Genomic DNA, 23879 nt, shown 5'->3' with positions numbered 1-23879 from the left:
AATATTTTTTTGATAGTGTCCTGTGAGTGCCCACACAGATTGTCTGATAAATTGTTAAAGAGCGTTGCGACATTTCTTTTGGAAATTCGACTCAGTTTTTATTAACTTAGGTCGTTGTCGCGAGGTGTCGTATAATACGTTTTTTATTTAGAAAGTCAAGCGTTTATTTTTAACTTTTTCTTTCTCACCTCTGTTATCACGGGGCTTCAAGGTTTTCTTCGAGCCGGTTTGTCGTGACAACGGATGCGCATTATAGGGAGCCGAAAAAATCTCGCAAGTGTTTTTTTACATTTTTATTTTATTCGCTTTTTTTTTAGCCACAAAAGGGGTTATAAGCTAAATAAACTCTTTATACTGACTATTTTGGCAGCAAAAATGCACAGACTCACGTAATATACGAACCTAAGAAATATGTTTTGAGACGAATTATGGAATTAAGTAAGCAACAAACGGCCTCACAAAAAAACCTCTCATATATTATTGCAGAGAATCTTGGCCAGTTGATATTAACCGGTACCTATCTACCTGATTCCATTTTACCCAGTGAATTAGAGTTATCTGAACAGTTTCAAGCTAGCCGAACCGCAATAAGAGAAGCAATAAAAACATTAGCCGCAAAAGGAATGGTATTAGCACGCCCTAAAATAGGAACTCGCGTCATGCCCTCTTCTTATTGGAACTATTTAGATCAAGATTTGCTAACATGGTGGTCAAATAGCGAAAACCAGTCTGTTGTCATTCAACATTTTAAAATTGTTCGCCTCGCAATTGAGCCCCAAGCTTGTTACCTTGCAGCAACATACGCAACAAAAGAACAAAAACAGTCGTTGCAACTTTTGGCAAATGAAATGCAAGTGTTAGCAAAAGAGTTTGATAGAGAGCGTTGGGTTAAAGTTGACTACCAATTTCATTTAACTATATATAAAGCTTGTGCTAATCCTTTTTTGATTTCTTTCGCTAATTTATTTCGTTCTATCTATGAACGTTACTTTGATGTCATTACTGAAAATGAAGTGATTGAAGTCGAAATTCATCGACAGCTTGCAAATGCAATCATTAATGGCAAAAGTACTAAAGCACTTGATCTTTGCTATAACTTATTAACAATTACCCAAAAGTAAACCTAGCCCAATTAGCGATTTAACTTTTTAAATAGGTAACTGATGTTCAATACAGCAAAAAATATGTCTGGCCTTCCGTGGATTGCAGCAATGGCTTTCTTCATGCAAGCTCTTGATGCCACCATCTTGAATACGGCTTTACCCGATATAGCAAAGAGCCTTCATCATTCGCCACTAGCGATGCAATCTGCCGTCGTCAGTTATACATTAACTGTCGCACTGTTAATTCCTGTGAGTGGTTGGTTTGCCGATAGGTTTGGAACAAGGCGTATTTTTATTTTAGCAGTTTCATTATTTTCGCTAGGCTCTTTGCTTTGTGCGCTTTCACCCTCATTAAATTTCTTAGTTGCATCTAGGGTTTTACAAGGCATAGGGGGAGCAATGATGATGCCTGTTGCTCGTTTAGCCCTTATTAGAGCCTATCCTCGTAGTGAATTATTGCCCATATTAAATTTTGTCACTATTCCGGGGTTAGTTGGTCCTATTCTTGGTCCTTTGCTCGGTGGGATATTAGTCACTTACGCAACTTGGCATTGGATATTCATTATTAATATTCCTATTGGTGTTTTAGGTATTTTTTACGCACTAAAACATATGCCCGATTTCAAAATGCCAAAGCGGAAATTTGATACTCTCGGTTTCTTATTGTTTGGTTTCGGCTTAGTCATGTTATCGGTAAGCTTGGATTTATTTGGCGATAAATCGTTGCCGACCTCAGTCCCTGTTTCTATTGTGCTTGTTGGTTTTCTATTTCTATTTATTTATATATTCCATGCTAAACGTATTAAGCACGCGATTATTCCTTTAAATTTATTTAAAACCCGTACATTTTCTATTGGGATCAGTGGAAATATCGCCACACGGTTGGGAACAGGCAGTATCCCGTTTCTAATGCCATTAATGTTGCAAGTAGGTTTTGGTTACGAGGCGGTAGTGGCAGGTATGATGATGGCACCGCTAGCAATTGGTTCTATTACGGCAAAGTCTGCTGTGACTAAGGTATTAACTAAATGTGGTTATCGCAATACGTTATTTGTTGTGACAATTATTATCGGTTTAATGATCGCACAGTTTTCGTTGCAGTCGCCTAATATGTCCATTTATTTGTTGATTATCCCTTTGTTTATTTTAGGTATGGTGATGTCGACACAGTTTACCGCCATGAATACTATTTGCTTAGCTGACCTAACCGATAACAATGCCAGTGCAGGAAATAGTATGTTAGCTGTCACCCAACAACTATCCATAAGTTTCGGTATAGCCGTAAGTGCTGCAATACTTAATTTTTACGGTGGGCAGCCTAACAGCAATACCGTTGATAATTTCCATTATACCTTTATCACAGTTGGAGTGATCACATTAATTTCAGCTTTTGTCTTTTTGTTATTAAGTAAAACTGATGGTGATAACTTAATAAAAAATAAACAGCAAAAAACCAAAAATTAGCGTTTTCTAACAGATTCGCGCTCAATAAGCTCAGGTGTTAATACCAAAACATTAGCATCTGACTCAGGATTATCCATACGGTAAATAAGTTGGTTAACGGCCTGTTGACCTAATTGGTCTTTGGGTTGATGAATGGTCGTTAATGGTGGGATCATATAGGGTGAAAGATCGATATCATCATAGCCAATGATCGAAATATCGTCAGGGACTTTCATTCCTTTTTGGAATATTGCCTGATAAGCCCCAACGGCCATAGCATCATTCCCTGCAAAAATAGCTTGGGGTGGTGTTGGTAGTTCAAGTAATTTATTCATGGAATTAAAGCCACCAGCAAACTCAAAGTCACTGAAAATAATATAATCGTCATTGATTGATATTTTGGCTTGTTTCATTGCTTGAATAAAGCCTTGATAACGCGCTCTAGCAGGTGATTTATCTTGAGGCCCCGCAATGCAAGCAATACGTGTAAAACCGGCCTCAATCAAATAACGAGTCGCAATTTCTCCACCCAAAAACGAGTTATCTTGAATAATATCACCACCTGATTCGAACGGTGACCAGTCCATCATGACACTTGGAACTGAGGGGTAGCGAGAAAAAACATCTTTTGACGGGCCTTGCACCTCAGTGCACATGATCAGTAATCCATCGACACGTTTTTGCAGTAAGGTTTCTAAGCTATGATCCATACGTTGAAGGTCACCTTCTGTATTACATAAAATCAAGCTATAACCACGCTCATAGCAACTACGTTCCACACCACGTACAACCTCTGCATAGAATGGGTTATTACTGGTTGTCAGTAACATACCAATTGTATTAGTGCGGTTCATTTTTAAGCTTCTAGCGACTGCCGAAGGCGCGTAATTGAGCTCCTTGATAGCACTATTAACGCGCAAAGTAATACTTTCACTTACATAGCGATTTTTGTTAATCACATGAGAAACGGTGGATGTCGACACGCCTGCGAGACGTGCTACATCTTTCATTGTTGCCACAAGCTAGTCCTGTTGAGTCAAAAATTGATCAATTTCTTTGCGCCACGGAACAGAAGGCTGAGCGCCTGGACGAGTAACCGCAATTGCCGCCGCTGCGTGAGCAAAGACAATCGCGTCTTCATTGGACTTACCTTCCAGTAATGCAGTCACGTAAGCCCCATTGAATGTATCACCCGCAGCGATAGTATCCACGGCTTTTACACGAAATCCAGCAATTATTTTTCCTTGAGACCCTTTCTCGCTATACCATACGCCCCTAGCCCCTAAAGTAATCATGACTTTACTAATCCCTTTTTGGTGTAGTGCCTGTGCCGCAGCTTGAGCACCATTATCATCATTCACTGTAATCCCAGTTAAATGTTCTGCTTCAGTTTCATTTGGCGTAATGATATCAACCAAAGATAATAATGAGTCTGGTAAGGATTGGGCAGGGGCAGGGTTTAAAATTACTTTTGTATTGTTTTTCTTAGCAATTTCAGCAGCCATTTGTACTGTTTCAATTGGAGATTCCAACTGCATGAGTAGCGCATCAGCCTCCACAATTTTTTGCTGATAATGCGTTAACCTTTCTTGGGTGAGCTGTGCATTCGCTCCGGCATTGATTCCAATAATATTTTCACCTTGTTCATTGACATAAATTAAAGCCACACCCGTCGTTTCATCTTTAATTGCATCAATACATTCAGTTTTAATGTTATCGAGAGATAACTGTTTTTTAATACTTGCACCAATAGCATCATCCCCAACACAGGCAATAAATGTTATGTCAGCACCACTGCGACCTGCAGCGACGGCTTGGTTAGCCCCTTTTCCACCAAACGCAACTTGGTATTTATCACCTCTGACTGTTTCACCCGGCTGAGGGAATTGCTTAACATTTAATATATGATCAGCATTAATACTACCAAGAACCACCAGTTTTGCTGTACCCATAATGTTTATTTCCTTCTTCATAACCAAATGACCTGCAAACCAAGTAAGCCGCCGCTGTACTCAACGACGGCTTTTATCTTATTGTTTTATGACTAATTCCAATTCAACAGGAACCGTTGGATCGACTTTTTCACCTTTTAATACTTTATCGGCAATCTGTACACCAACAATCCCAATTTGGTCTGGGCGCTGTGCAATTGTTGCCCCTAATTTGCCACCTTCAACTGCTTTGATACCATCATTTGTTCCATCAAAGCCTACCACGAGAACATCAGTACGACCTGCGGTTTGTAACGCTCTTAATGCCCCTAATGCCATTTCATCATTCTGTGCAAATACGGCTTGAACGGCAGGGTGTGCAGTTAACGAATTTTGCATCACATTCAAGCCTTTTGTTCTATCGAAGTCAGCGGGTTGGCTTGCCAGCAAATTGAATTTGTGTTCTTTAGCTCCTGTACTAAACCCTTCACCACGTTCACGTGCTGCTGATGTGCCTGAAATACCTTCTAATTGAATAACTTTGGCTTCATTACCTACCTTTTTTGCAATATAGTCTGCCGCCATTTTTCCACCCATGCGGTTATCGGATGCAACATGACTGACAACCTCACCTTTATTGGCTGCACGGTCTAAGGTAATAACGGGGATGTTGGCTTTATTCGCCATTAAGATAGAGTTCCCCACCGCATCTGAGTCTGTTGGGTTAATTAGCATTAACTTTGTGCCACGTACGGTTAAATCTTGTACGTTTGCTAACTCTTTGGCTGGGTTATCTTGGGAATCTAAGACAATCAGCTCATAACCTAATTTATCCGCTTCTTTTTGTGCGCTATCTTTCATCGTCACAAAGAATGGGTTATTCAATGTTGAAATAACAAGTGCAATGCTATCTTTCGCCATTGCATTGACACTCACTGTTGCACTCAGTGCAACGGCAGATAACAGTGTTGCTAATTTATTCAGTTTCATAATCGTTTTCCTGTAGGGTTACTTTTTATTATCAACAAGCACAGCAAGTAAGATGACGACAGCTTTCACAATCATCTGATAGTTTGACGAAATACCGAGTAAATTTAAGCCATTATTTAAGAAGCCAAGGATCAGGGCACCAATAAGTGTACCAACAATGCGCCCTTTCCCTCCAGCAAGGCTTGTGCCACCTAATACAACCGCAGCGATAGCATCCAATTCATACCCATTACCGGCCATAGGTTGTGCAGAAGATAGACGAGCAACTTCGATCACACTCGCCAACGCTGCTAACAAGCCGCATAAGGCATACACAATGATTTTGATACGGTCGACATTGATACCAGAAAGGCGGGTTGCGGCTTCATTTCCCCCTAATGCATAGATGTAACGACCTAAACGAGTGTGATGCAGCATATACCATGCAGCAGCAAACACGATGATCATTAACCATACAGGGGTAGGGATACCAAATGGGCGTCCAATACCAAACCAGCCAAACAAATCGGCGTTATCATCAAACCCTGTATTTATTGGGCTACCATCGGTGTATACACGAGTAACACCACGCAGTAATAGCATCATGACTAAAGTCGCAATGAAAGCCTGAACTTTCCCTTTCGCCACAATCACACCTGTGCATGCCCCAATTGCGGCACCTAATGCCAACGCCCCCACAACAGCCACTAACGCATTAACATCAGCCCCAACCATTGAAGCGGCAACAGCCCCCGTTAAGGCCAATAAAGACCCCACTGAAAGGTCAATGCCTGACGTTAAGATAACTAATGTCATCCCAACCGCCATAATGGCATTCACTGAGGTTTGTTGTAAGATATTAAACAGGTTATTAACCGTAAAAAAATTAGGGCTTAATGTTGATACTATTGCAATCAAAACTAATAGTGCAATTAATGATTTTTGCTCCATCAGCCATGCTTTGCTGAACCAGCGTTTTGATGATGCGGTAGTTGAACTCATGCTGATAACTCCTTAACTGAGCCGTAATTTTTACCCACTGCGGCAGCCATTAAGGCTTCCTGAGTCGCGTCTTTAGATGAAAATTCACCACTGATATGACCTTCGTGCATAACAACAATACGGTCACTCATTCCAATCACTTCAGGCATTTCTGAAGAGACTAAAATGATACTCAGCCCTTCTTTCTTAAATTGGTTAATTAATTGATAAATTTCTTTTTTAGCCCCAACATCAACCCCCCGAGTTGGTTCATCGAGAATTAACACTTTCGGCCGAGTCATTAACCCACGAGCAATAGCCACTTTTTGCTGATTTCCACCAGACAGATTACCAATGATTTGATCCATAGATGGCGTTTTGATATTAAACAAGCGAATGAAATCACTAACCGTTTGCTGTTCTTCCCCATGTTTGAGACTGCCACCCGCGCGACTAAAATAACGTAATGCCGTCAATGACATGTTTTCTTTTACTGACATACCAAGCACGAGGCCATCACGTTTACGGTCTTCTGAAATATAAACAATACCGTTAGTTAAACCATCTTGAGGCGTTCTTAGTGTGATTTCTTTACCATCGAGGGTAATAACCCCTGTTTTCTTTGCTGACGCACCATAAATGATTTTCATCAACTCTGTGCGTCCAGCTCCCATCAAGCCAGAAACACCTAAAATTTCGCCCGCCTTCAAGATGAAGCTAGCATCCGTCACGCCATGACCTGATACATTTTTCAATTGCAGACGAATACTTCCTTCTGGCACATCAATTCTTGGATATTGGTCTTCTAATTTACGACCAACCATCATCTCAATCAGTTTTTCTTCTTCGAGTTCACTTACAGGCTTTTCGCCAATAAACTGGCCATCACGAAACACAGTAACATCGTCACAAATTTCAAAAATTTCTTTTAAGCGATGGGAAATATAAACTATTCCACAGCCTTGGGCTTTTAAGTCTTCAATTACGCGAAATAAAGACTCTGTTTCAGTATCCGTTAATGCATCTGTGGGCTCATCCATGATGATGACTTGGGATTGGAAACTCAAAACTTTAGCGATTTCAACCATTTGCTGTTCACCAATGGAAAGCTCAGCAATGGTTTGATGACTGTTATAATCAAGGTTTAGGCGCTTCAGAAGTTTATCGGACTCACTGAACATTTTTTTCCAATCGATTTTGCCAAATGCATTAACATACTCTCGACCGAGAAAAATATTTTCAGCAATCGTTAATTCAGGTATCAAATTAAGTTCTTGGTGGATAATCCCTATTCCTGCTTCTTGGGAGCTTTTAGGGCCGTTGAATGCGACTTCTTTACCTAAATAGCGGATTTGACCGGCATCTTTTTTATAAATACCCGTCAGTACTTTCATCATGGTCGATTTGCCAGCCCCATTTTCCCCCACCAGCGCCATAACTTTGCCTGGATAAACATTCAATGTTGCGCCACTAAGTGCTTTAACCCCTGGAAATGATTTATCAATTCCAATAAGTTCTAATAAAGGTTGCATAATCACCTCAGAAGGTTACACCAGAACAAAGGATCACGTTGGCAAATGGTGAACATTCTCCCGTGCGGATAACAGCTTTGCTATCATGTGTCAGTTGTTTAAAACGCTCATGGCTACAGTAAACAATTTCAATATGATTACCTTGTGTTACTTCAAGCTGTTGCAAATGCATTAAAATTGCCGTATTCATTTCAGGGTTAATGGCGGTGATTTCTTCTGCTAGGATGGCTTTTTCAACCTGCATTTCCTGTGTAATCACTTTTAATACGGACAGAAAATCAGGTAATCCTTGAGTAATCGCTAAATCAATGCGTTCAGGGCCTTGAGAAATAGGCAAACCGGCATCAGCAAGGGTTATCTGGTCAGTATGGCCTAATTTTGCAATCACAGACGTGATATTGGCATTGAGTAGCACACCTTTTTTCATTTTTCACCACCATTTCTGATAAACGAAACGTTTCGCTCATGTAATAATAGTTAAGATAAGGGGCAACTCAATATTGATAGTTGATATTTGTGATCTTCATCGAAACGTTTCGTTGACACCAAAAAAACGTAAAATAAGTAACTTATTGAATCAGTTGCAGCTGAATCGTTTTTTCTTAAAATCAAAAAATGAAGAGAAAGCAATAAAATTGTTCGTTAAGTCATGATTTGCATTAATCATATAACTGGCTCTATTCAACACACCTATTACGCGATTAAAATCAAATAACACGAAAGAAAAATAACAAAATTGATTGCACAATTTATAAAATGGCAGATACCCTAGTAATTTCACAAATATTGAATAATATTATTCAATGACAAGGAATAGATATGCAGATTGCTGAACGAATAGCCCAACTGAGTAATTACCTTGAAAGCGGTTTGTATGAACGCCAGCACGCTATTCGTTTGTGCTTATTAGCCACATTAAGTGGTGAAAGCGTATTCTTGCTTGGTCCTCCGGGTATTGCAAAAAGCTTAATAGCCCGAAGGATGAAATATGCATTTAGTCATGCTAACGCCTTTGAATACTTAATGACGCGTTTTTCAACACCTGAAGAAATATTTGGTCCGTTATCGATACAAGCATTAAAAGATGAAGGCCGTTATGAGCGCTTAACAAAAGGCTATTTACCTGATGCTGAAGTCGTTTTCCTTGATGAAATATGGAAAGCCGGGCCTGCTATTTTAAATACGTTACTCACCGCCGTAAATGAACGCAAATTCCGTAATGGGGATGAGGAAAAATTAATTCCCATGCGCCTATTAGTCACTGCATCAAACGAATTACCTGATGCAGATAATAGCCTTGAAGCCCTATTTGACCGGATGTTAGTGCGTATTTGGTTAGATAAAGTGCAAGAGAAACAAAATTTCCGTGCGCTTTTAACAGGTAAATCCTCTTTGGATGAAGCACAAATCCCTGAACATTTAAAAATCAACGATGAAGAGTACCAACAGTGGCAACAAGAAATACCTAAAATTACGCTGCCCGATCATTGTTTTGAATTAATTTACCAATTACGTCAGCAATTAGATGCAACAGGCAAACAGGTTTATGTTTCTGACAGACGATGGAAAAAAGCGGTTTATTTACTGCAAGCTAGTGCATTTTTTAATGGTCGTAACAGCATTTCGCCCCTAGACCTTGTGTTATTGAAAGACTGCCTGTGGCACGATATGCAATCAATGAATGCTTTACCTCAGCTATTGCAGTCATTACTGCAAGAAGATGGCTGGCAACAGCGAAAACTAACCCGTGAAATAGAACACATTTATCAGCAATGGATGTCATCGACGCAAGACCAAAACAACCAAGATGCATTTAAAGTAAATAAAAACACTGCAATGTTTGCCCGTAAAGCATCTTATGTATTACCAGAAAATATCAGCGAGGGTCGAATTACCCTGTTTTTACATCGTCCATTGCAGTTGCATAATATGAAAGTCACCTTTATAACAACAGATAAAAAGTCCTTGATAACCTTCTTAAATAAAGGAACAACGTTATCAGCACATCTCAACGGCATTGGTTTTGCCCAAGAAATTGCTGCTGAAATAAACAATTTAAATCAGATTCAGCTATTAGATGTTAGCCATCAATCATCCACTTTATATATCCAAGATAAAGCTCAGTCATTAGCGCCGTCTTCAAATAACCAAGAATGGCTAGATAAATTAGATAAAATTCAAACTGATATTCAAACGGCCCGCTATCAATTTGAAAAACAACAGCCTAGTTTATTTACTGAATCTCATTGGCTGGCAGGTATTGAACAAAGTTTCATCAAAGTTTCAGAAAAACTAAGCCAGCTACGTAATCAAATTTTAGGCAAAATGACTGAATAAATATCATGATGAGTTTAGCTACGCTTGAAATGCTACTTTCTGTTAATGAAGGTCAGTTAATTGAAGAGATCATTATTTCCCTTCTTGCTACCCCACAGCTGGCTATTTTTTTTGAAAAACACCCGCGATTAAAGAAAGCATTACTCAAAGATTTATCCAATTGGAAAAAAGATCTCAAGCAAAGAATGCAGGATGCTCTTGTCCCTGCTCAAATTTCTGAAGAGTTTGAGCTATACCAGTCATCTCTAGGTATTTCTACAGATGCTTTTTTTAATCAATTACCCAGTATCATTGAAAAGCTTCACCAGCTTGACTCCCCTTTTTATTGTGAAGCCTATCAGCTACAGAGTGGAAAAATAGAAAACCTCAGCGCAAGGCAATCATTATTTGTGCAAAAATGGCGAGTTAGTTTAATTTTACAAGTAACGACTCTTCATAAAGAATTGTTAGAACAAGAAAAAGAACAATTACTGGCGGAATTACAGCGCCGATTAGCACTAAGTGGCAATTTAGAGGATATCTTAGGTGAAAATGAACGTGCCGCAGGTCGGTTATGGGACTTAAGTAAAGGCGCAAATATGACTTCGGCTTATAATGACCAGCTGTTAAACCGCTATAGCGAATTTTTGCGCCAGCAACCTGAACTCGAAAAAATAGCCCAGCTATTAGGTCGTAGCCAATCAGCTCAATCAATTCCTGACGAAAGTGTTTTTCTTGAGTCCATGACTATCATGGAAAAAGTGCCTGAAACTGTCCCCGAGCAAGTTAATGGTTTAAATCAAAGTGACGATATTTTACGGTTATTACCCGCAGAACTCGCCATGTTAGGCCTTGAGGATATTGAATTTGAGTTTTACCGCAAGCTTCTTGAAAAACAACTTTTGACTTATCGCTTACAAGGGGATAGTTGGCAAGAACGAAAAGTATTACGGCCTATCACGCATCATCATGATGAAGAGCAACCTAGAGGGCCATTTGTTGTTTGTATTGATACTTCAGGTTCTATGGGAGGCCTAAATGAACGCTGTGCTAAAGCCTTTTGTCTTGCACTCATGAAGATTGCGCTAGCGGATAACCGTTCATGCCATGTGATGCTTTTCTCCACTGAAATAGTGCACTACGATTTATTATCTGCCGATGGACTAGAACAATGCATTCGTTTTTTACATCAGACATTTAAAGGTGGAACCGATCTCGTCGCGTGCTTACAAGAAACAGCAATAAAGTTGGAGTCAAAACAGTGGGCTGATGCCGATGCAGTGGTAATTTCTGATTTTGTAGCTCAACGCTTGCCAGATGAACTCATTCAAAAGATAAAATCAATGCAGAAGGTGGGGAAATACCGCTTCCATGCGGTATCCGTGTCAAATTATGGGAAACCCAGCATCATGAAGATATTTGATCATATCTGGCGTTTTGATACTGGGTTAAAAAGCAGGCTATTACGCCGCTTTAGTCGCTAACTACAGCATACCTTCAACAGACTCTTGCATTTCTGCGCCCCACACACCACATTGCACTTGGCCTATGTGTTGACGTTGCAGAAGCAGCATCACTAAGCGTGATTGGCCAATACCACCACCGATAGTTTGTGGCATTTCACCTTTTACTAACGCTTGGTGCCACTCTAATTCCATACGTTTTTCATCGTCAGTTAATTTTAATTGACGAGTCAAACACTCAGGGCTTACACGAATCCCCATTGAAGAAAGCTCAAATGCATCTTGTAAGACAGGGTTCCACACAATGATGTCGCCGTTCAAACCACAAAAACCGTCTTCATTTTTTGTTGTCCAATCATCGTAGTCTGGCGCACGAACATCATGTGATTCACCGCTAGATAGCTTACCGCCGATACCAATTAAGAATACCGCACCTAACTCTTTTGCGATGGCTCGTTCACGGCCTTTCGCATCTAAATCAGGGTAGCGTTGTAACAATTCTTCACTGTGAATAAAGTGGATTTGTTCTGGCAGGAACGGTACCAGTCCAAACTCTTTACTTACGGCAGCTTCTGTTTCTTTTATTGCTTTATAGATTTTACCCACTGTCTGCTTCAGATAAGGAAGAGTACGCTCCTCATCTGCCATCACTTTTTCCCAATCCCACTGATCGACATAGACGGAGTGGATTGGTGTTAAGCGATCCTCGTCCGGACGCAACGCTTTCATATGAGTGTATAAGCCTTGGCCTTTACTAAAACCGAAACGACCTAATGTTTTACGTTTCCATTTAGCCAAAGAATGAACCACTTCAAAGGTTGCACCAGGAATTGATTTCACTTTTACTTGAACGGCTTTTTCGCTACCGGATAAGTTGTCTTGAGTACCATCCCCTAAACGGCTCAGAATTGGCCCTTGAACTTCAATTAAACCTAATTCTTTTTCAAGTAAACGTGAGAAATATGATTTAACAAAACTAATTTGTTGCTGATGTTCGATAAATGACTTGTCCATAATGTATTCCCATAATTTGTTAGCTTGAATTAGCTGATGTATAGATTAAGCAACAAATTGAGGTGTAAATTCAATATACAACATTAAAAAAAGCCTTTGTTGTTTATTTTAACTAAAAAAATAGGTATAAAATTGAATAATCGTTAAAATGGAGGCCAAATAATGCCTGAAAATTATCAAATCGATAATCTCGATCGTGACATACTTCACGAATTAATGGGGAATGCACGTACACCGTATGCAGAATTAGCAAAAAAATTTGCAGTCAGCCCAGGTACTATTCATGTGCGGGTTGAAAAAATGAAACAAGCGGGGATCATCAAAGGAACTCGCATTGATATCAATCCAAAACAATTAGGTTTTGATGTCTGTTGTTTTATCGGCATTATTTTGAAAAGTGCTAAAGATTATCCTACCGCATTAAAAAAATTAGATGCCCTTGAAGAAGTTGTTGAGGTGTACTACACGACAGGTCAATACAGTATCTTTACTAAGGTAATGTGCCGATCTATTGATATGCTACAAGATGTACTTATCAACAAAATTCAAACTATTGATGAGATACAATCCACGGAAACACTGATCTCCTTACAAAACCCGATCTTGCGAACAATTAGCCCATAGAAAAAAAAATGATATAACCACATTATCCACAGGTAGATCCCAGCTCATTCACAGCGTACAATAGCCGCCTATTATTGTGAAAGAGAATCACCATGACAAAAGTAACCTTAATAAGTGGCAGTACAATGGGCAGTGCAGAGTATGTTGCAGAGCACATGGCTGAGATTTTAGACGAACTTGGCTATGAAACAGAAATACAACACGGCCCTGAGCTTGATGACTTAACACTTGAAGGATTATGGCTGGTGGTCAGCTCAACACACGGAGCAGGTGACCTACCTGAAAACATCCAGCCGCTATTTGATGCTATCGAAAACGAGTCACCTGATCTTAGCCAAGTTAAATTTGGTGCTGTTGGGATCGGCAGTTCGGAATATGACACTTTCTGTGGTGCGATCCACAAACTTGATGCCTTGTTAAGTGAAAAAGGGGCCAAAAGGATCGGGGAATGCTTTGAAATAGATGTCCAGCAACACGAAATACCCGAAGATCCCGCAGGGGGATGGGTTAAAATTTGGGCAAACGAACTCTGATCTGCTTATAATAGCAGCAATCAACTGTGGATAACTCAGGGAAGATCCCGGTATTAACCGGTAGTTATCCAGAGTATAAGTTTTAAGTCGACCAAGGCCTGTGCATAAGTACCCATTTTGATCCCAGCTTATACGCAAATGGATCACGGATCATTCACAGTATATGATCCTTTACACTTTGATGATCTTTAAAGTGAAAATTCACTTATCCACAGAAACCGATGATCCTAATAAAAGATCTAATAAAGAGATCTTTAAATAAAAAGATCTTTATATTATATAGGGGAGAAACCAAAAGGTTGTCTCTTCCTCAAACTTGAGTAGAATTCTCTCCTCAATGCACAGTCAGCATTTTCTAACGTTTAAGGTTCACACATGTTTTATCCAGAGCAATTTGACGTCATCGTAATTGGTGGTGGTCATGCCGGTACTGAAGCAGCAATGGCAGCTGCACGTATGGGGCGTCAAACCCTATTACTAACTCACAATATTGATACATTGGGCCAGATGTCTTGCAACCCAGCCATCGGTGGGATCGGTAAGGGGCATCTGGTTAGAGAAATTGATGCCCTTGGTGGTTTAATGGCCACAGCAACAGACAAAGCAGGTATTCAATTTAGAACATTAAATGCCAGTAAAGGACCCGCTGTTCGTGCAACTCGTGCACAAGCAGACCGCGTACTTTATCGCCAAGCAGTCAGAACAGCGTTAGAAAATCAACCTAATTTAATGATTTTCCAACAACCGGTTGAAGACTTGATTGTCGAAAACAATCGAGTAACTGGGGCTGTTACTCGTATGGGCTTAAAATTTAAAGCCAAAGCGGTAGTGCTCACTGTTGGAACATTCCTTGATGGTAAAATCCATATCGGTTTAGAAAACTACAGTGGTGGTCGAGCAGGTGATCCACCATCAGTTTCATTGTCTCAACGCTTAAGAGAATTACCTTTACGTGTCAATCGGTTAAAAACGGGGACACCACCTCGTATTGATGCAAGAACCATTGATTTTAGTCAGCTAGCACAACAGTTAGGTGACAACCCAATGCCTGTATTTTCATTTTTGGGTTCACAAGATCAACATCCACAACAGATGCCTTGTTACATCACCTATACCAATGAAAAAACACATGAAGTGATCAGGAATAATCTAGATCGAAGTCCTATGTATGCCGGTGTCATCGAAGGGATCGGCCCACGTTATTGCCCTTCGATCGAAGACAAAGTGATGCGTTTCGCAGATAAAGACTCTCATCAAATTTTCTTAGAACCAGAAGGCTTAACCAGTAACGAAATTTACCCTAATGGGATTTCCACCAGCTTACCGTTTGATGTACAAATGCAAATTGTTCATTCCATGAAAGGAATGGAAAATGCGCGGATCATTCGTCCTGGTTATGCTATTGAATATGACTTTTTTGACCCTAGAGATCTTAAACAAACACTTGAAAGTAAATTTATTGATGGTTTGTTCTTTGCTGGGCAAATTAATGGTACAACCGGTTATGAAGAAGCTGGAGCACAAGGCTTACTAGCGGGCCTTAATGCTGCTCAACATGCTTTTGGCCTAGAAGGTTGGTTCCCTCGTCGTGACCAAGCCTATATTGGCGTTTTGGTTGACGACCTTTGTACTTTAGGGACAAAAGAGCCATATCGTATGTTTACCTCACGTGCGGAATACCGTTTGATGTTACGTGAAGACAATGCCGATTTACGCCTCACTGAGAAAGGCCGCGAGTTAGGCTTAGTCGATGATATACGTTGGGCTCACTTCAATAACAAAGTGGAACTGATTGAAAAAGAACGTCAACGTTTGAAAGATATTTGGGTTCATCCTAAATCGGATAACCATACAGAGATAGATGAAATTTTGACCGTTCCGTTATCAAAAGAAGCGAATGGTGAAGATTTACTACGTCGCCCTGAAATGACTTATAAAATGCTGACGTCACTGAATTTATTTGCTCCAGCGATTACAGATCCACAAGCGGCGGATCAAGTTGAAATACAAGTAAAATACGAAGGGTATATTGCACGGCAGAAAGAAGAGATCGAAAGACAATTACGTAATGAAAGCACGATCTTACCTATTGATCTTGATTATAAACAGGTTAAAGGGTTGTCAAATGAGGTTATGGCAAAGCTGAATGATCATAAACCAACCTCGATCGGTCAGGCTTCACGTATTTCAGGGATCACACCCGCTGCAATTTCTATTTTACTTGTGTGGTTGAAAAAGCAAGGCATGCTACGCCGGAGCGCTTAACATGGATTTATTATCAAAACTTAATCAGTTGTTGGCAAAAACGAATATCACCCTAACGGATAAGCAAAAGCAACAGTTAGTAGCTTATGTCGAGTTGCTAGTTAAATGGAACAAGGCATATAACCTGACATCTGTTCGTGATCCACAACAAATGCTGATTCGCCACATCATGGATAGCATAGTGGTGAACGGTCAACTCAACGGCACACATTTTATCGATGTTGGAACAGGGCCTGGATTACCAGGCGTTCCGTTAGCTATTGTTCGACCTGATTCTCATTTTGTTTTACTCGATAGCTTAGGGAAGCGTGTGCGCTTTTTAAAACAGGTTCAACATGAGTTAGGGCTGACTAACATCGAACCGGTTCAATCTCGCGTTGAAGAGTATCCTGCTGGAAATGGTTTTGATGGTGTCATCAGCCGTGCATTTGCATCCCTAAACGATATGTTAAGCTGGTGTCATCATTTGCCATCATCAGGAGGGGTTTTTTATGCACTCAAAGGTGTCATTCGTGATGATGAAATGGCATTGCCAGAAGGATTTGAGATAGAATCTATTACTGAGCTTCAAGTACCAGAACTTGATGAGCAACGTCATTTAGTTAAAATATCTATTAAATAAAGTTGCTTTCTATCAAATTATTTTATCTTTTAGAGCGATAGTCAGACGTTTACAAACGGATGGCTATTTTTGTTTTTAGAGCGCATTAAAAAGATTCCAATTTTACGTGTTATTTACACAACAATAACGATTAAGTTTCAAAAATAATAAGTTGGAACAAAAAAATTATGCTAATAGGTAATTTTTAATTAATCGTTTTAGCTAAAAATTAGTTAACAGTAAAATATTTAATTTATTTTTTTATTATTTGGCTTAAGTGTTGCTCTCTTTAATTATTTGATTTACTGATTAAATCCATTTTTCTTTATGATTAAAGTTGATGGAATAAATAAAGCAAACAAAGTTAAATGTGATCATTGTCACATTTAAATGAATATATGCAGCAATTCATTAACTATTTATTAATTATTACTGCGACAATTCTGAGCTAACTCGAAAAAATTAAATATTTATTCACCTTTTCGCTACTTACTGATTGAATTCATTTCGCCTGCCCGTATAATTTGCACGTTTTTGTCTCTTGACACATTTACGCAAAGGCAGTTTTATACAACACTTAGCGTTTCTGAGGCTGAGAAGAGCTGGGAGTATACAAAAGTTATGTCTGTATCCCTTTATGACAACAAGCATGCGGTAAAGCAGTTGTCTGTCCAGTTTATAACTTTAGTGATCCTCAGTGGGGCTTTCTGTGCAAATAGTATAGAATGGGGGGCCTCTGCTCTTGCTGGTGGGTTAGCATGCTGGTTACCAAACATCGTATTTTTGCTGCTAGCACAATTTCAGAAAGCAAAAGAAGAGGATGAACCTGTCCGCATTGCCTGGTTCTTAGCATTAGGAGCAGGGCTAAAGGTTGTTACAACTATCGTCGTTTTAGTTGTTGCTTTCGGTGTGTTCAAGGCGTCATTAACACCACTGGGTTTGACCTATTTAGCGGTGCTAATTGTTCAGATTGTTGCACCAGCCGTTTTTAAACGGTAAGTATTTTTAAACTACAAAAGGGTAAGAGGCATCATGTCTGCATCAGGAGAAGTGATGACTACAGAGGATTACATAGGCCACCATCTGAATAACCTTCAGTTGGACCTGAGTACCTTTAAGTTGGTCGATCCCCACGCTAGTCCAACATTTTGGACGTTGAACATTGACTCGCTTTTTTTCTCAGTAGTTCTCGGGGCTCTGTTCCTGTGGCTATTTAGAAAAGTTGCAGTTAATGCGACTAGTGGCGTACCCGGTAAGTTACAGACTGCAATAGAACTGATCATTGGTTTCGTTGATAACTCAGTCCGTGATATGTATCACGGTAAGAGCAAAGTTATTGCTCCTTTAGCATTAACGGTGTTCGTCTGGGTATTCTTAATGAACCTGATGGATTTACTGCCAATTGATTTCCTTCCGTATATTGGTGAGCATTATCTCGGGTTACCTGCATTACGTGCAGTACCAACCGCAGATGTTAGTGTCACATTATCGATGGCTATTGGTGTGTTTATCCTAATCCTCTTTTACAGTATCAAAATGAAAGGAATTGGCGGATTCACGAAAGAGCTCACTATGCAGCCTTTCAACCATCCTGTCTTTATCCCTGTCAACTTGATTCTAGAAGGGGTAAGCCTGCTGTCAAAACCTGTATCACTCGGTCTGCGACTGTTTGGTAACATGTATGCAGGTGAATTGATCTTTATTCTTATCGCGGCTCTGCTTCCGTGGTGGTCACAGTGGTTGCTCAGCCTACCTTGGGCTATCTTCCACATACTGATTATTACGCTACAAGCCTTTATTTTTATGGTTCTGACTGTTGTCTATCTGTCGATGGCATCTGAAGAACACTAATTTTATTATCAATAATTGTATTAACTGAAACAAACTGGAGACTGTCATGGAAAACCTGAGTATGGATCTGCTGTACATGGCTGCCGCTGTGATGATGGGCTTAGCGGCGATCGGTGCTGCGATCGGTATCGGCATCCTAGGTGGTAAATTTTTAGAAGGCGCTGCTCGTCAGCCAGATTTAATTCCTCTGCTGCGTACACAGTTCTTTATCGTAATGGGTCTGGTCGATGCTATTCCGATGATTGCTGTTGGTCTGGGCTTGTATGTAATGTTCGCTGTTGCTTAATTAACGTTACGGAACACTGTAAGAACATTAATTCACTAATGAATAAGAGGTATTGTCTGTGAATCTAAATGCAACAATCCTCGGCCAGGCTATCGCGTTTGTCCTGTTTGTTTGGTTCTGTATGAAGTATGTATGGCCACCGATTATGGCGGCCATTGAAAAACGTCAAAAAGAAATTGCTGACGGTTTATCTTCTGCAGAACGTGCTAAAAAGAACCTGGAACTGGCGCAAACCGACGCAACCGACCGACTGAAAAAAGCGAAAGCTGAAGCACAAGTCATCATTGAGCAAGCGAATAAACAACGTACTCAAATGATTGATGAAGCAAAAGCGGAAGCAGAAGCAGAACGTGCAAAAATCGTCGCACAAGCGCAAGCTGAAATTGATGCTGAGCGCAAACGTGCACGTGAAGAGTTACGTAAACAGGTTGCGATGCTTGCTATCGCAGGTGCCGAGAAGATCATCGAACGTTCCGTGGATGAAGCTGCTAACAGCGACATCGTTGATAAACTAGTCGCTGAACTGTAAGGAGGGAGGGGCATGTCTGAAATCGCTACTGTAGCTCGCCCCTACGCCAAAGCAGCTTTTGACTTTGCTGTGGAAAACCAAGCTGTTGCTAAATGGCAGGAAATGCTGGCCTTCACCGCTGAGGTGACGCGCAATGAACAGGTTGGTGAGCTGCTTTCTGGTTCTATTGCACCAGAAACATTAGCTAAAACGTTTATCTCTGTTTGTGGAGATGAAATTGACGAGCATGTTCAGAATCTGATTCGTGTTATGGCGGACAACGGGCGTTTAACAACGCTGCCAGAAGTATTAACGCAATTTATCCAATTGCGCGATTCTCTGGAATCAACGATTGAAGTTGATGTTTTGTCGGCGAACGAACTGAGTGAACAGCAGTCAGCTAAAATTTCTGCAGCGATGGAAAAACGTCTGTCACGCAAAGTTAAGCTGAATTGCAAAATTGATAAGTCTGTTATTGCTGGAGTGATCATTCGTGCAGGAGACCTCGTCATCGACGGGAGTATCCGTGGTCGCTTAGAGCGTTTAACTGACGTCTTGCAGTCTTAAGGGGACTGGAGCATATGCAACTGAATTCCACCGAAATCAGCGAACTGATCAAACAGCGTATTGCTCAGTTCGATGTTGTGAGTGAAGCTCACAATGAAGGTACGATTGTATCCGTTAATGACGGTATCATTCGTATTCACGGTTTAGCCGAAGTCATGCAGGGTGAAATGATCGCACTGCCTGGCAGCCGTTACGCAATCGCATTGAACTTAGAGCGAGACTCTGTTGGTGCGGTTGTTATGGGTCCTTATGCCGATTTGGCAGAAGGCATGAAAGTTAAATGTACTGGTCGTATTCTTGAAGTTCCAGTAGGCCGTGGCCTGTTAGGACGTGTAGTGAATACACTGGGTGAACCAATTGATGGTAAAGGCCCTGTAGATAACGATGGCTTCTCTCCTGTAGAAGTTATTGCACCAGGTGTTATCGACCGTCAATCTGTTGACCAACCTGTACAAACTGGTTATAAATCAGTCGATGCCATGATCCCTATCGGTCGTGGTCAGCGTGAGCTTGTTATCGGTGACCGTCAAACAGGTAAAACTGCTTTGGCTATCGATGCAATCATCAACCAACGCGACTCAGGCATCAAATGTGTGTACGTGGCTATCGGCCAGAAAGCGTCTACTGTTTCTAACGTAGTTCGTAAATTGGAAGAACACGGCGCACTGCAAAACACTATCGTTGTTGTTGCTACAGCATCTGAATCAGCTGCTCTGCAATACTTAGCACCATATGCTGGTTGCGCGATGGGTGAATATTTCCGTGACCGTGGTGAAGATGCACTGATCGTATACGATGACCTGTCTAAACAGGCTGTAGCATACCGTCAAATTTCACTGTTGCTGCGTCGTCCACCAGGACGTGAAGCTTACCCAGGTGACGTTTTCTATCTGCACTCACGTTTACTGGAGCGTGCTGCTCGTGTTAACGCTGAATACGTAGAAAACTTTACTAAAGGTGAAGTTAAAGGCAAAACAGGTTCATTGACAGCTCTGCCTATCATTGAAACTCAAGCCGGTGACGTTTCTGCATTCGTACCAACAAACGTAATTTCGATTACAGATGGTCAGATCTTCCTGGAATCTAACCTGTTTAACTCTGGTATTCGTCCAGCAGTTAACCCAGGTATTTCAGTATCTCGTGTTGGTGGTGCTGCTCAGACTAAAATTATCAAGAAATTGTCTGGTGGTATCCGTACCGCACTTGCTCAATATCGTGAACTGGCAGCGTTTGCTCAGTTTGCTTCCGACCTCGATGACGCGACTCGTAAACAGTTAAGTCATGGTCAGAAAGTAACTGAACTGCTGAAACAGAAACAGTATGCACCTATGTCAGTAGCAGAGCAGGCATTGTCTCTGTTTGCGGCAGAACGTGGATTCTTGGATGATGTTGAGTTAGCGAAAATTGGTGCGTTTGAAGCTGCTTTAGTTTCTTTTGCACAGCGCGAGCATGCTGACCTTATGAACGAAATTGGCCCGGCTGGTAGCTATAACGATGATATCGAAGGCAAGTTGAAAAAACTGCTCGAATCATTTAAAGCAACTCAGTCCTGGTAATACTATTCGGCCCGAATTTCTAGGGCCGTCTGGTTAATAAGGAGAAGCAGAAATGGCCGGCGCAAAAGAGATACGTTCCAAGATCGGAAGTGTACAAAATACACAAAAGATCACTAAAGCGATGGAAATGGTCGCTGCGTCCAAAATGCGTAAAACGCAGGAACGCATGGCGGCCAGCCGTCCTTATGCAGAAACCATGCGCAGTGTGATTGGTCACCTAGCGTTAGGTAATCTGGAATATAAACATCCATATCTCGAAGAACGTGAAGTTAAGCGTGTCGGGTATCTGGTTGTTTCAACAGACCGTGGTCTGTGTGGTGGTTTGAACATTAACTTGTTCAAAAAACTGTTAGCAGATATGAAGTTATGGTCTGAAAAAAACGTTCAGGTTGATTTGGCTTTAATCGGTTCTAAAGCGGTTTCATTCTTCAGTTCTGTAGGCGGCAATGTCGTCACTCAAGTAACTGGAATGGGGGATAACCCAACCCTTTCGGATTTGATTGGTCCAGTTAACACTATGCTACAAGCCTATGATGAAGGGCGTTTGGATAAACTGTATGTGGTGGCGAATAAGTTCATCAATACAATGTCTCAGGAGCCAATTATTCTTCAATTGTTGCCATTGCCTGCAAGCAATGACGAAACACTGAAGAAGAAGTCTTGGGATTATATTTACGAACCCGATCCTAAGGCGTTGCTGGATACCCTGCTACGTCGTTATATCGAGTCGCAGGTTTATCAGGGCGTCGTTGAAAACCTGGCTAGTGAGCAGGCCGCACGAATGGTAGCGATGAAAGCCGCTACTGATAATGGTGGAAACCTGATCAAAGAGTTGCAGTTGGTTTACAACAAAGCTCGTCAGGCCAGCATTACTCAGGAGCTTACCGAAATCGTTTCGGGTGCTTCCGCGGTTTAACAGCTAGGTTTACGAATTACGTAGAGGATTCAAGATGGCTACTGGAAAGATTATCCAGGTAATCGGCGCCGTTGTGGACGTCGAGTTCCCTCAAGATGGCGTACCAAAAGTGTACGACGCTCTTGAGGTTGTTAACGGTAAAGAAAAACTGGTGCTGGAAGTTCAGCAACAGTTAGGCGGTGGTGTTGTCCGTTGTATTGCAATGGGGACATCAGATGGCCTGAGCCGTGGTTTAGAAGTTGTAAACTTAGATCACCCAATTGAAGTACCAGTAGGTAAAGCAACTTTAGGACGTATCATGAACGTTCTAGGTCAGCCTATTGATATGAAAGGTGATATCGGCGAAGAAGAGCGCTGGTCAATTCACCGTGCAGCACCTAGCTACGAAGAGCTAGCTAACTCAACAGAACTGCTGGAAACTGGTATCAAAGTAATGGACTTAATCTGTCCATTCGCGAAAGGTGGTAAAGTTGGTCTGTTCGGTGGTGCGGGTGTTGGTAAAACAGTAAACATGATGGAACTTATTCGTAACATCGCGATTGAGCACTCAGGTTACTCAGTATTCGCAGGTGTTGGTGAGCGTACTCGTGAAGGGAACGACTTCTATCATGAAATGACCGACTCAAACGTTCTGGATAAAGTATCACTGGTTTATGGCCAGATGAATGAGCCACCAGGAAACCGTCTGCGCGTTGCGTTAACCGGTCTGACTATGGCTGAGAAGTTCCGTGACGAAGGTCGTGACGTACTACTGTTCGTTGACAACATCTACCGTTATACATTGGCAGGTACTGAGGTATCAGCTCTGTTAGGTCGTATGCCTTCAGCGGTAGGTTACCAGCCAACGCTGGCGGAAGAGATGGGTGTTCTACAAGAACGTATTACCTCAACTCAAACGGGTTCTATCACATCTGTTCAAGCGGTTTACGTTCCAGCGGATGACTTAACTGACCCATCACCAGCAACTACCTTTGCTCACTTAGACGCAACAGTCGTTCTGAGCCGTCAAATCGCATCACTGGGTATCTACCCTGCGGTTGACCCTCTGGATTCGACTAGCCGTCAGCTTGACCCACTGGTTGTTGGTCAAGAGCACTATGATGTTGCTCGTGGCGTTCAGTCTATTTTGCAACGTTACCAAGAGCTGAAAGATATCATTGCTATCTTAGGTATGGATGAACTGTCTGAAGAAGACAAACTGGTTGTTGCTCGTGCTCGTAAGATCCAGCGCTTCCTGTCTCAACCATTCTTCGTTGCTGAAGTATTTACCGGTTCACCTGGTAAGTTCGTTTCTCTGAAAGACACTATCCGTGGCTTCAGTGGAATCCTGAACGGTGATTACGACCACCTGCCAGAACAAGCGTTCTATATGGTTGGTACCATTGAAGAAGCTGTGGAAAAAGCGAAAAAGCTTTAATCC

At 41.2% G+C, this 23879-nt stretch carries 23 protein-coding genes; 16 read left to right on the top strand and 7 right to left on the bottom strand.

All coding sequences use genetic code 11. The features are described from left to right. Positions 1-428: 428 nt before the first annotated feature. Together ACLPIE_RS13965 and mdtD are read left to right on the top strand one after the other, a co-directional pair. Positions 429-1121: a FadR/GntR family transcriptional regulator gene (locus tag ACLPIE_RS13965; protein ID WP_430262402.1), complete on the top strand. Its 693-nt coding sequence runs from the start codon at positions 429-431 to the stop codon at positions 1119-1121. A gap of 42 nt (positions 1122-1163) precedes the next feature. Then, the gene (gene mdtD, locus ACLPIE_RS13960) at positions 1164-2567 is read left to right on the top strand and encodes a multidrug transporter subunit MdtD (RefSeq protein ID WP_430262401.1); all 1404 of its coding nucleotides are present in this window, start codon (positions 1164-1166) and stop codon (positions 2565-2567) included. Here the strand turns inward: mdtD and rbsR are convergent. The 6 genes from rbsR to rbsD form a co-directional block, all read right to left on the bottom strand. Further along, positions 2564-3565: a ribose operon transcriptional repressor RbsR gene (gene rbsR / locus ACLPIE_RS13955; RefSeq protein ID WP_430262400.1), complete on the bottom strand. Its 1002-nt coding sequence runs from the start codon at positions 3563-3565 to the stop codon at positions 2564-2566. The two genes, mdtD and rbsR, sit on opposite strands and share 4 nt — an antisense overlap. A 3-nt stretch (positions 3566-3568) precedes the next feature. Then, positions 3569-4498 carry a ribokinase gene (gene rbsK, locus ACLPIE_RS13950; protein WP_430262399.1) on the bottom strand — a complete coding sequence of 310 codons (930 nt, stop codon included), beginning with the start codon at positions 4496-4498 and terminating at the stop codon, positions 3569-3571. A gap of 78 nt (positions 4499-4576) precedes the next feature. Then, on the bottom strand, positions 4577-5467 hold the full coding sequence (gene rbsB / locus ACLPIE_RS13945) for a ribose ABC transporter substrate-binding protein RbsB (RefSeq protein WP_430262398.1): 891 nt from the start codon (positions 5465-5467) through the stop codon (positions 4577-4579). Positions 5468-5485: 18 nt separating this feature from the next. Next, positions 5486-6448 (bottom strand): ribose ABC transporter permease, encoded by a 963-nt coding sequence (gene rbsC, locus ACLPIE_RS13940; protein WP_430262397.1) that lies wholly within the window; start codon positions 6446-6448, stop codon positions 5486-5488. After that, complete coding sequence (gene rbsA / locus ACLPIE_RS13935; protein ID WP_430262396.1) at positions 6445-7959, bottom strand: ribose ABC transporter ATP-binding protein RbsA; 1515 nt, start codon at positions 7957-7959, stop codon at positions 6445-6447. Before rbsA ends, rbsC begins: the two co-directional genes overlap by 4 nt. Before the next feature lie 7 nt (positions 7960-7966). Next, the gene (rbsD, locus tag ACLPIE_RS13930) at positions 7967-8386 is read right to left on the bottom strand and encodes a D-ribose pyranase (protein ID WP_430262395.1); all 420 of its coding nucleotides are present in this window, start codon (positions 8384-8386) and stop codon (positions 7967-7969) included. 392 nt (positions 8387-8778) lie between these two features. Between rbsD and ravA the strand changes: the two genes are divergently transcribed. Beyond that, positions 8779-10296, top strand: a complete 1518-nt coding sequence (ravA, locus tag ACLPIE_RS13925; RefSeq protein WP_430262394.1) for an ATPase RavA — start codon at positions 8779-8781, stop codon at positions 10294-10296. 5 nt (positions 10297-10301) lie between these two features. Continuing rightward, positions 10302-11759, top strand: a complete 1458-nt coding sequence (gene viaA / locus ACLPIE_RS13920; protein WP_430262393.1) for an ATPase RavA stimulator ViaA — start codon at positions 10302-10304, stop codon at positions 11757-11759. On the opposite strand, the gene asnA is transcribed toward viaA, so the two are convergent. Continuing rightward, positions 11760-12752: an aspartate--ammonia ligase gene (gene asnA, locus ACLPIE_RS13915; protein WP_430262392.1), complete on the bottom strand. Its 993-nt coding sequence runs from the start codon at positions 12750-12752 to the stop codon at positions 11760-11762. Between the two features lie 162 nt (positions 12753-12914). Between asnA and asnC the strand changes: the two genes are divergently transcribed. From asnC to atpD, 12 genes are all read left to right on the top strand, one after another. Continuing rightward, positions 12915-13376 carry a transcriptional regulator AsnC gene (gene asnC / locus ACLPIE_RS13910; RefSeq protein WP_430262391.1) on the top strand — a complete coding sequence of 154 codons (462 nt, stop codon included), beginning with the start codon at positions 12915-12917 and terminating at the stop codon, positions 13374-13376. A gap of 92 nt (positions 13377-13468) precedes the next feature. Beyond that, complete coding sequence (mioC, locus tag ACLPIE_RS13905; protein WP_430262390.1) at positions 13469-13909, top strand: FMN-binding protein MioC; 441 nt, start codon at positions 13469-13471, stop codon at positions 13907-13909. Between the two features lie 375 nt (positions 13910-14284). Then, on the top strand, positions 14285-16174 hold the full coding sequence (gene mnmG / locus ACLPIE_RS13900) for a tRNA uridine-5-carboxymethylaminomethyl(34) synthesis enzyme MnmG (protein ID WP_430262389.1): 1890 nt from the start codon (positions 14285-14287) through the stop codon (positions 16172-16174). A gap of 1 nt (position 16175) precedes the next feature. After that, entirely contained in the window at positions 16176-16796 is a 621-nt protein-coding gene (rsmG, locus tag ACLPIE_RS13895) for a 16S rRNA (guanine(527)-N(7))-methyltransferase RsmG (RefSeq protein ID WP_430262388.1), read from the top strand. Between the two features lie 600 nt (positions 16797-17396). Further along, positions 17397-17774 (top strand): F0F1 ATP synthase subunit I, encoded by a 378-nt coding sequence (gene atpI, locus ACLPIE_RS13890; RefSeq protein ID WP_430262387.1) that lies wholly within the window; start codon positions 17397-17399, stop codon positions 17772-17774. Between the two features lie 33 nt (positions 17775-17807). Further along, positions 17808-18626: a F0F1 ATP synthase subunit A gene (atpB, locus tag ACLPIE_RS13885; RefSeq protein WP_430262386.1), complete on the top strand. Its 819-nt coding sequence runs from the start codon at positions 17808-17810 to the stop codon at positions 18624-18626. Positions 18627-18672: 46 nt separating this feature from the next. Then, a complete protein-coding gene (gene atpE / locus ACLPIE_RS13880) occupies positions 18673-18912 on the top strand; it encodes a F0F1 ATP synthase subunit C (RefSeq protein ID WP_004093904.1) in 240 nt (79 codons plus the stop codon). 58 nt (positions 18913-18970) lie between these two features. Further along, complete coding sequence (gene atpF / locus ACLPIE_RS13875) at positions 18971-19441, top strand: F0F1 ATP synthase subunit B (protein WP_042846802.1); 471 nt, start codon at positions 18971-18973, stop codon at positions 19439-19441. Positions 19442-19453: 12 nt separating this feature from the next. Next, a complete protein-coding gene (gene atpH, locus ACLPIE_RS13870) occupies positions 19454-19987 on the top strand; it encodes a F0F1 ATP synthase subunit delta (RefSeq protein WP_125893831.1) in 534 nt (177 codons plus the stop codon). Positions 19988-20001: 14 nt separating this feature from the next. Beyond that, the gene (atpA, locus tag ACLPIE_RS13865; protein WP_430262385.1) at positions 20002-21543 is read left to right on the top strand and encodes a F0F1 ATP synthase subunit alpha; all 1542 of its coding nucleotides are present in this window, start codon (positions 20002-20004) and stop codon (positions 21541-21543) included. 52 nt (positions 21544-21595) lie between these two features. Further along, entirely contained in the window at positions 21596-22459 is an 864-nt protein-coding gene (gene atpG / locus ACLPIE_RS13860; RefSeq protein WP_430262384.1) for a F0F1 ATP synthase subunit gamma, read from the top strand. 34 nt (positions 22460-22493) lie between these two features. Continuing rightward, on the top strand, positions 22494-23876 hold the full coding sequence (gene atpD / locus ACLPIE_RS13855; protein WP_430262383.1) for a F0F1 ATP synthase subunit beta: 1383 nt from the start codon (positions 22494-22496) through the stop codon (positions 23874-23876). Positions 23877-23879 lie beyond the last annotated feature (3 nt).

The sequence above is a fragment of the Providencia sp. Me31A genome (genome assembly GCF_050487165.1).
GTDB lineage: Bacteria > Pseudomonadota > Gammaproteobacteria > Enterobacterales > Enterobacteriaceae > Providencia.
This window is presented reverse-complemented; position numbering and strand designations above follow the sequence as displayed.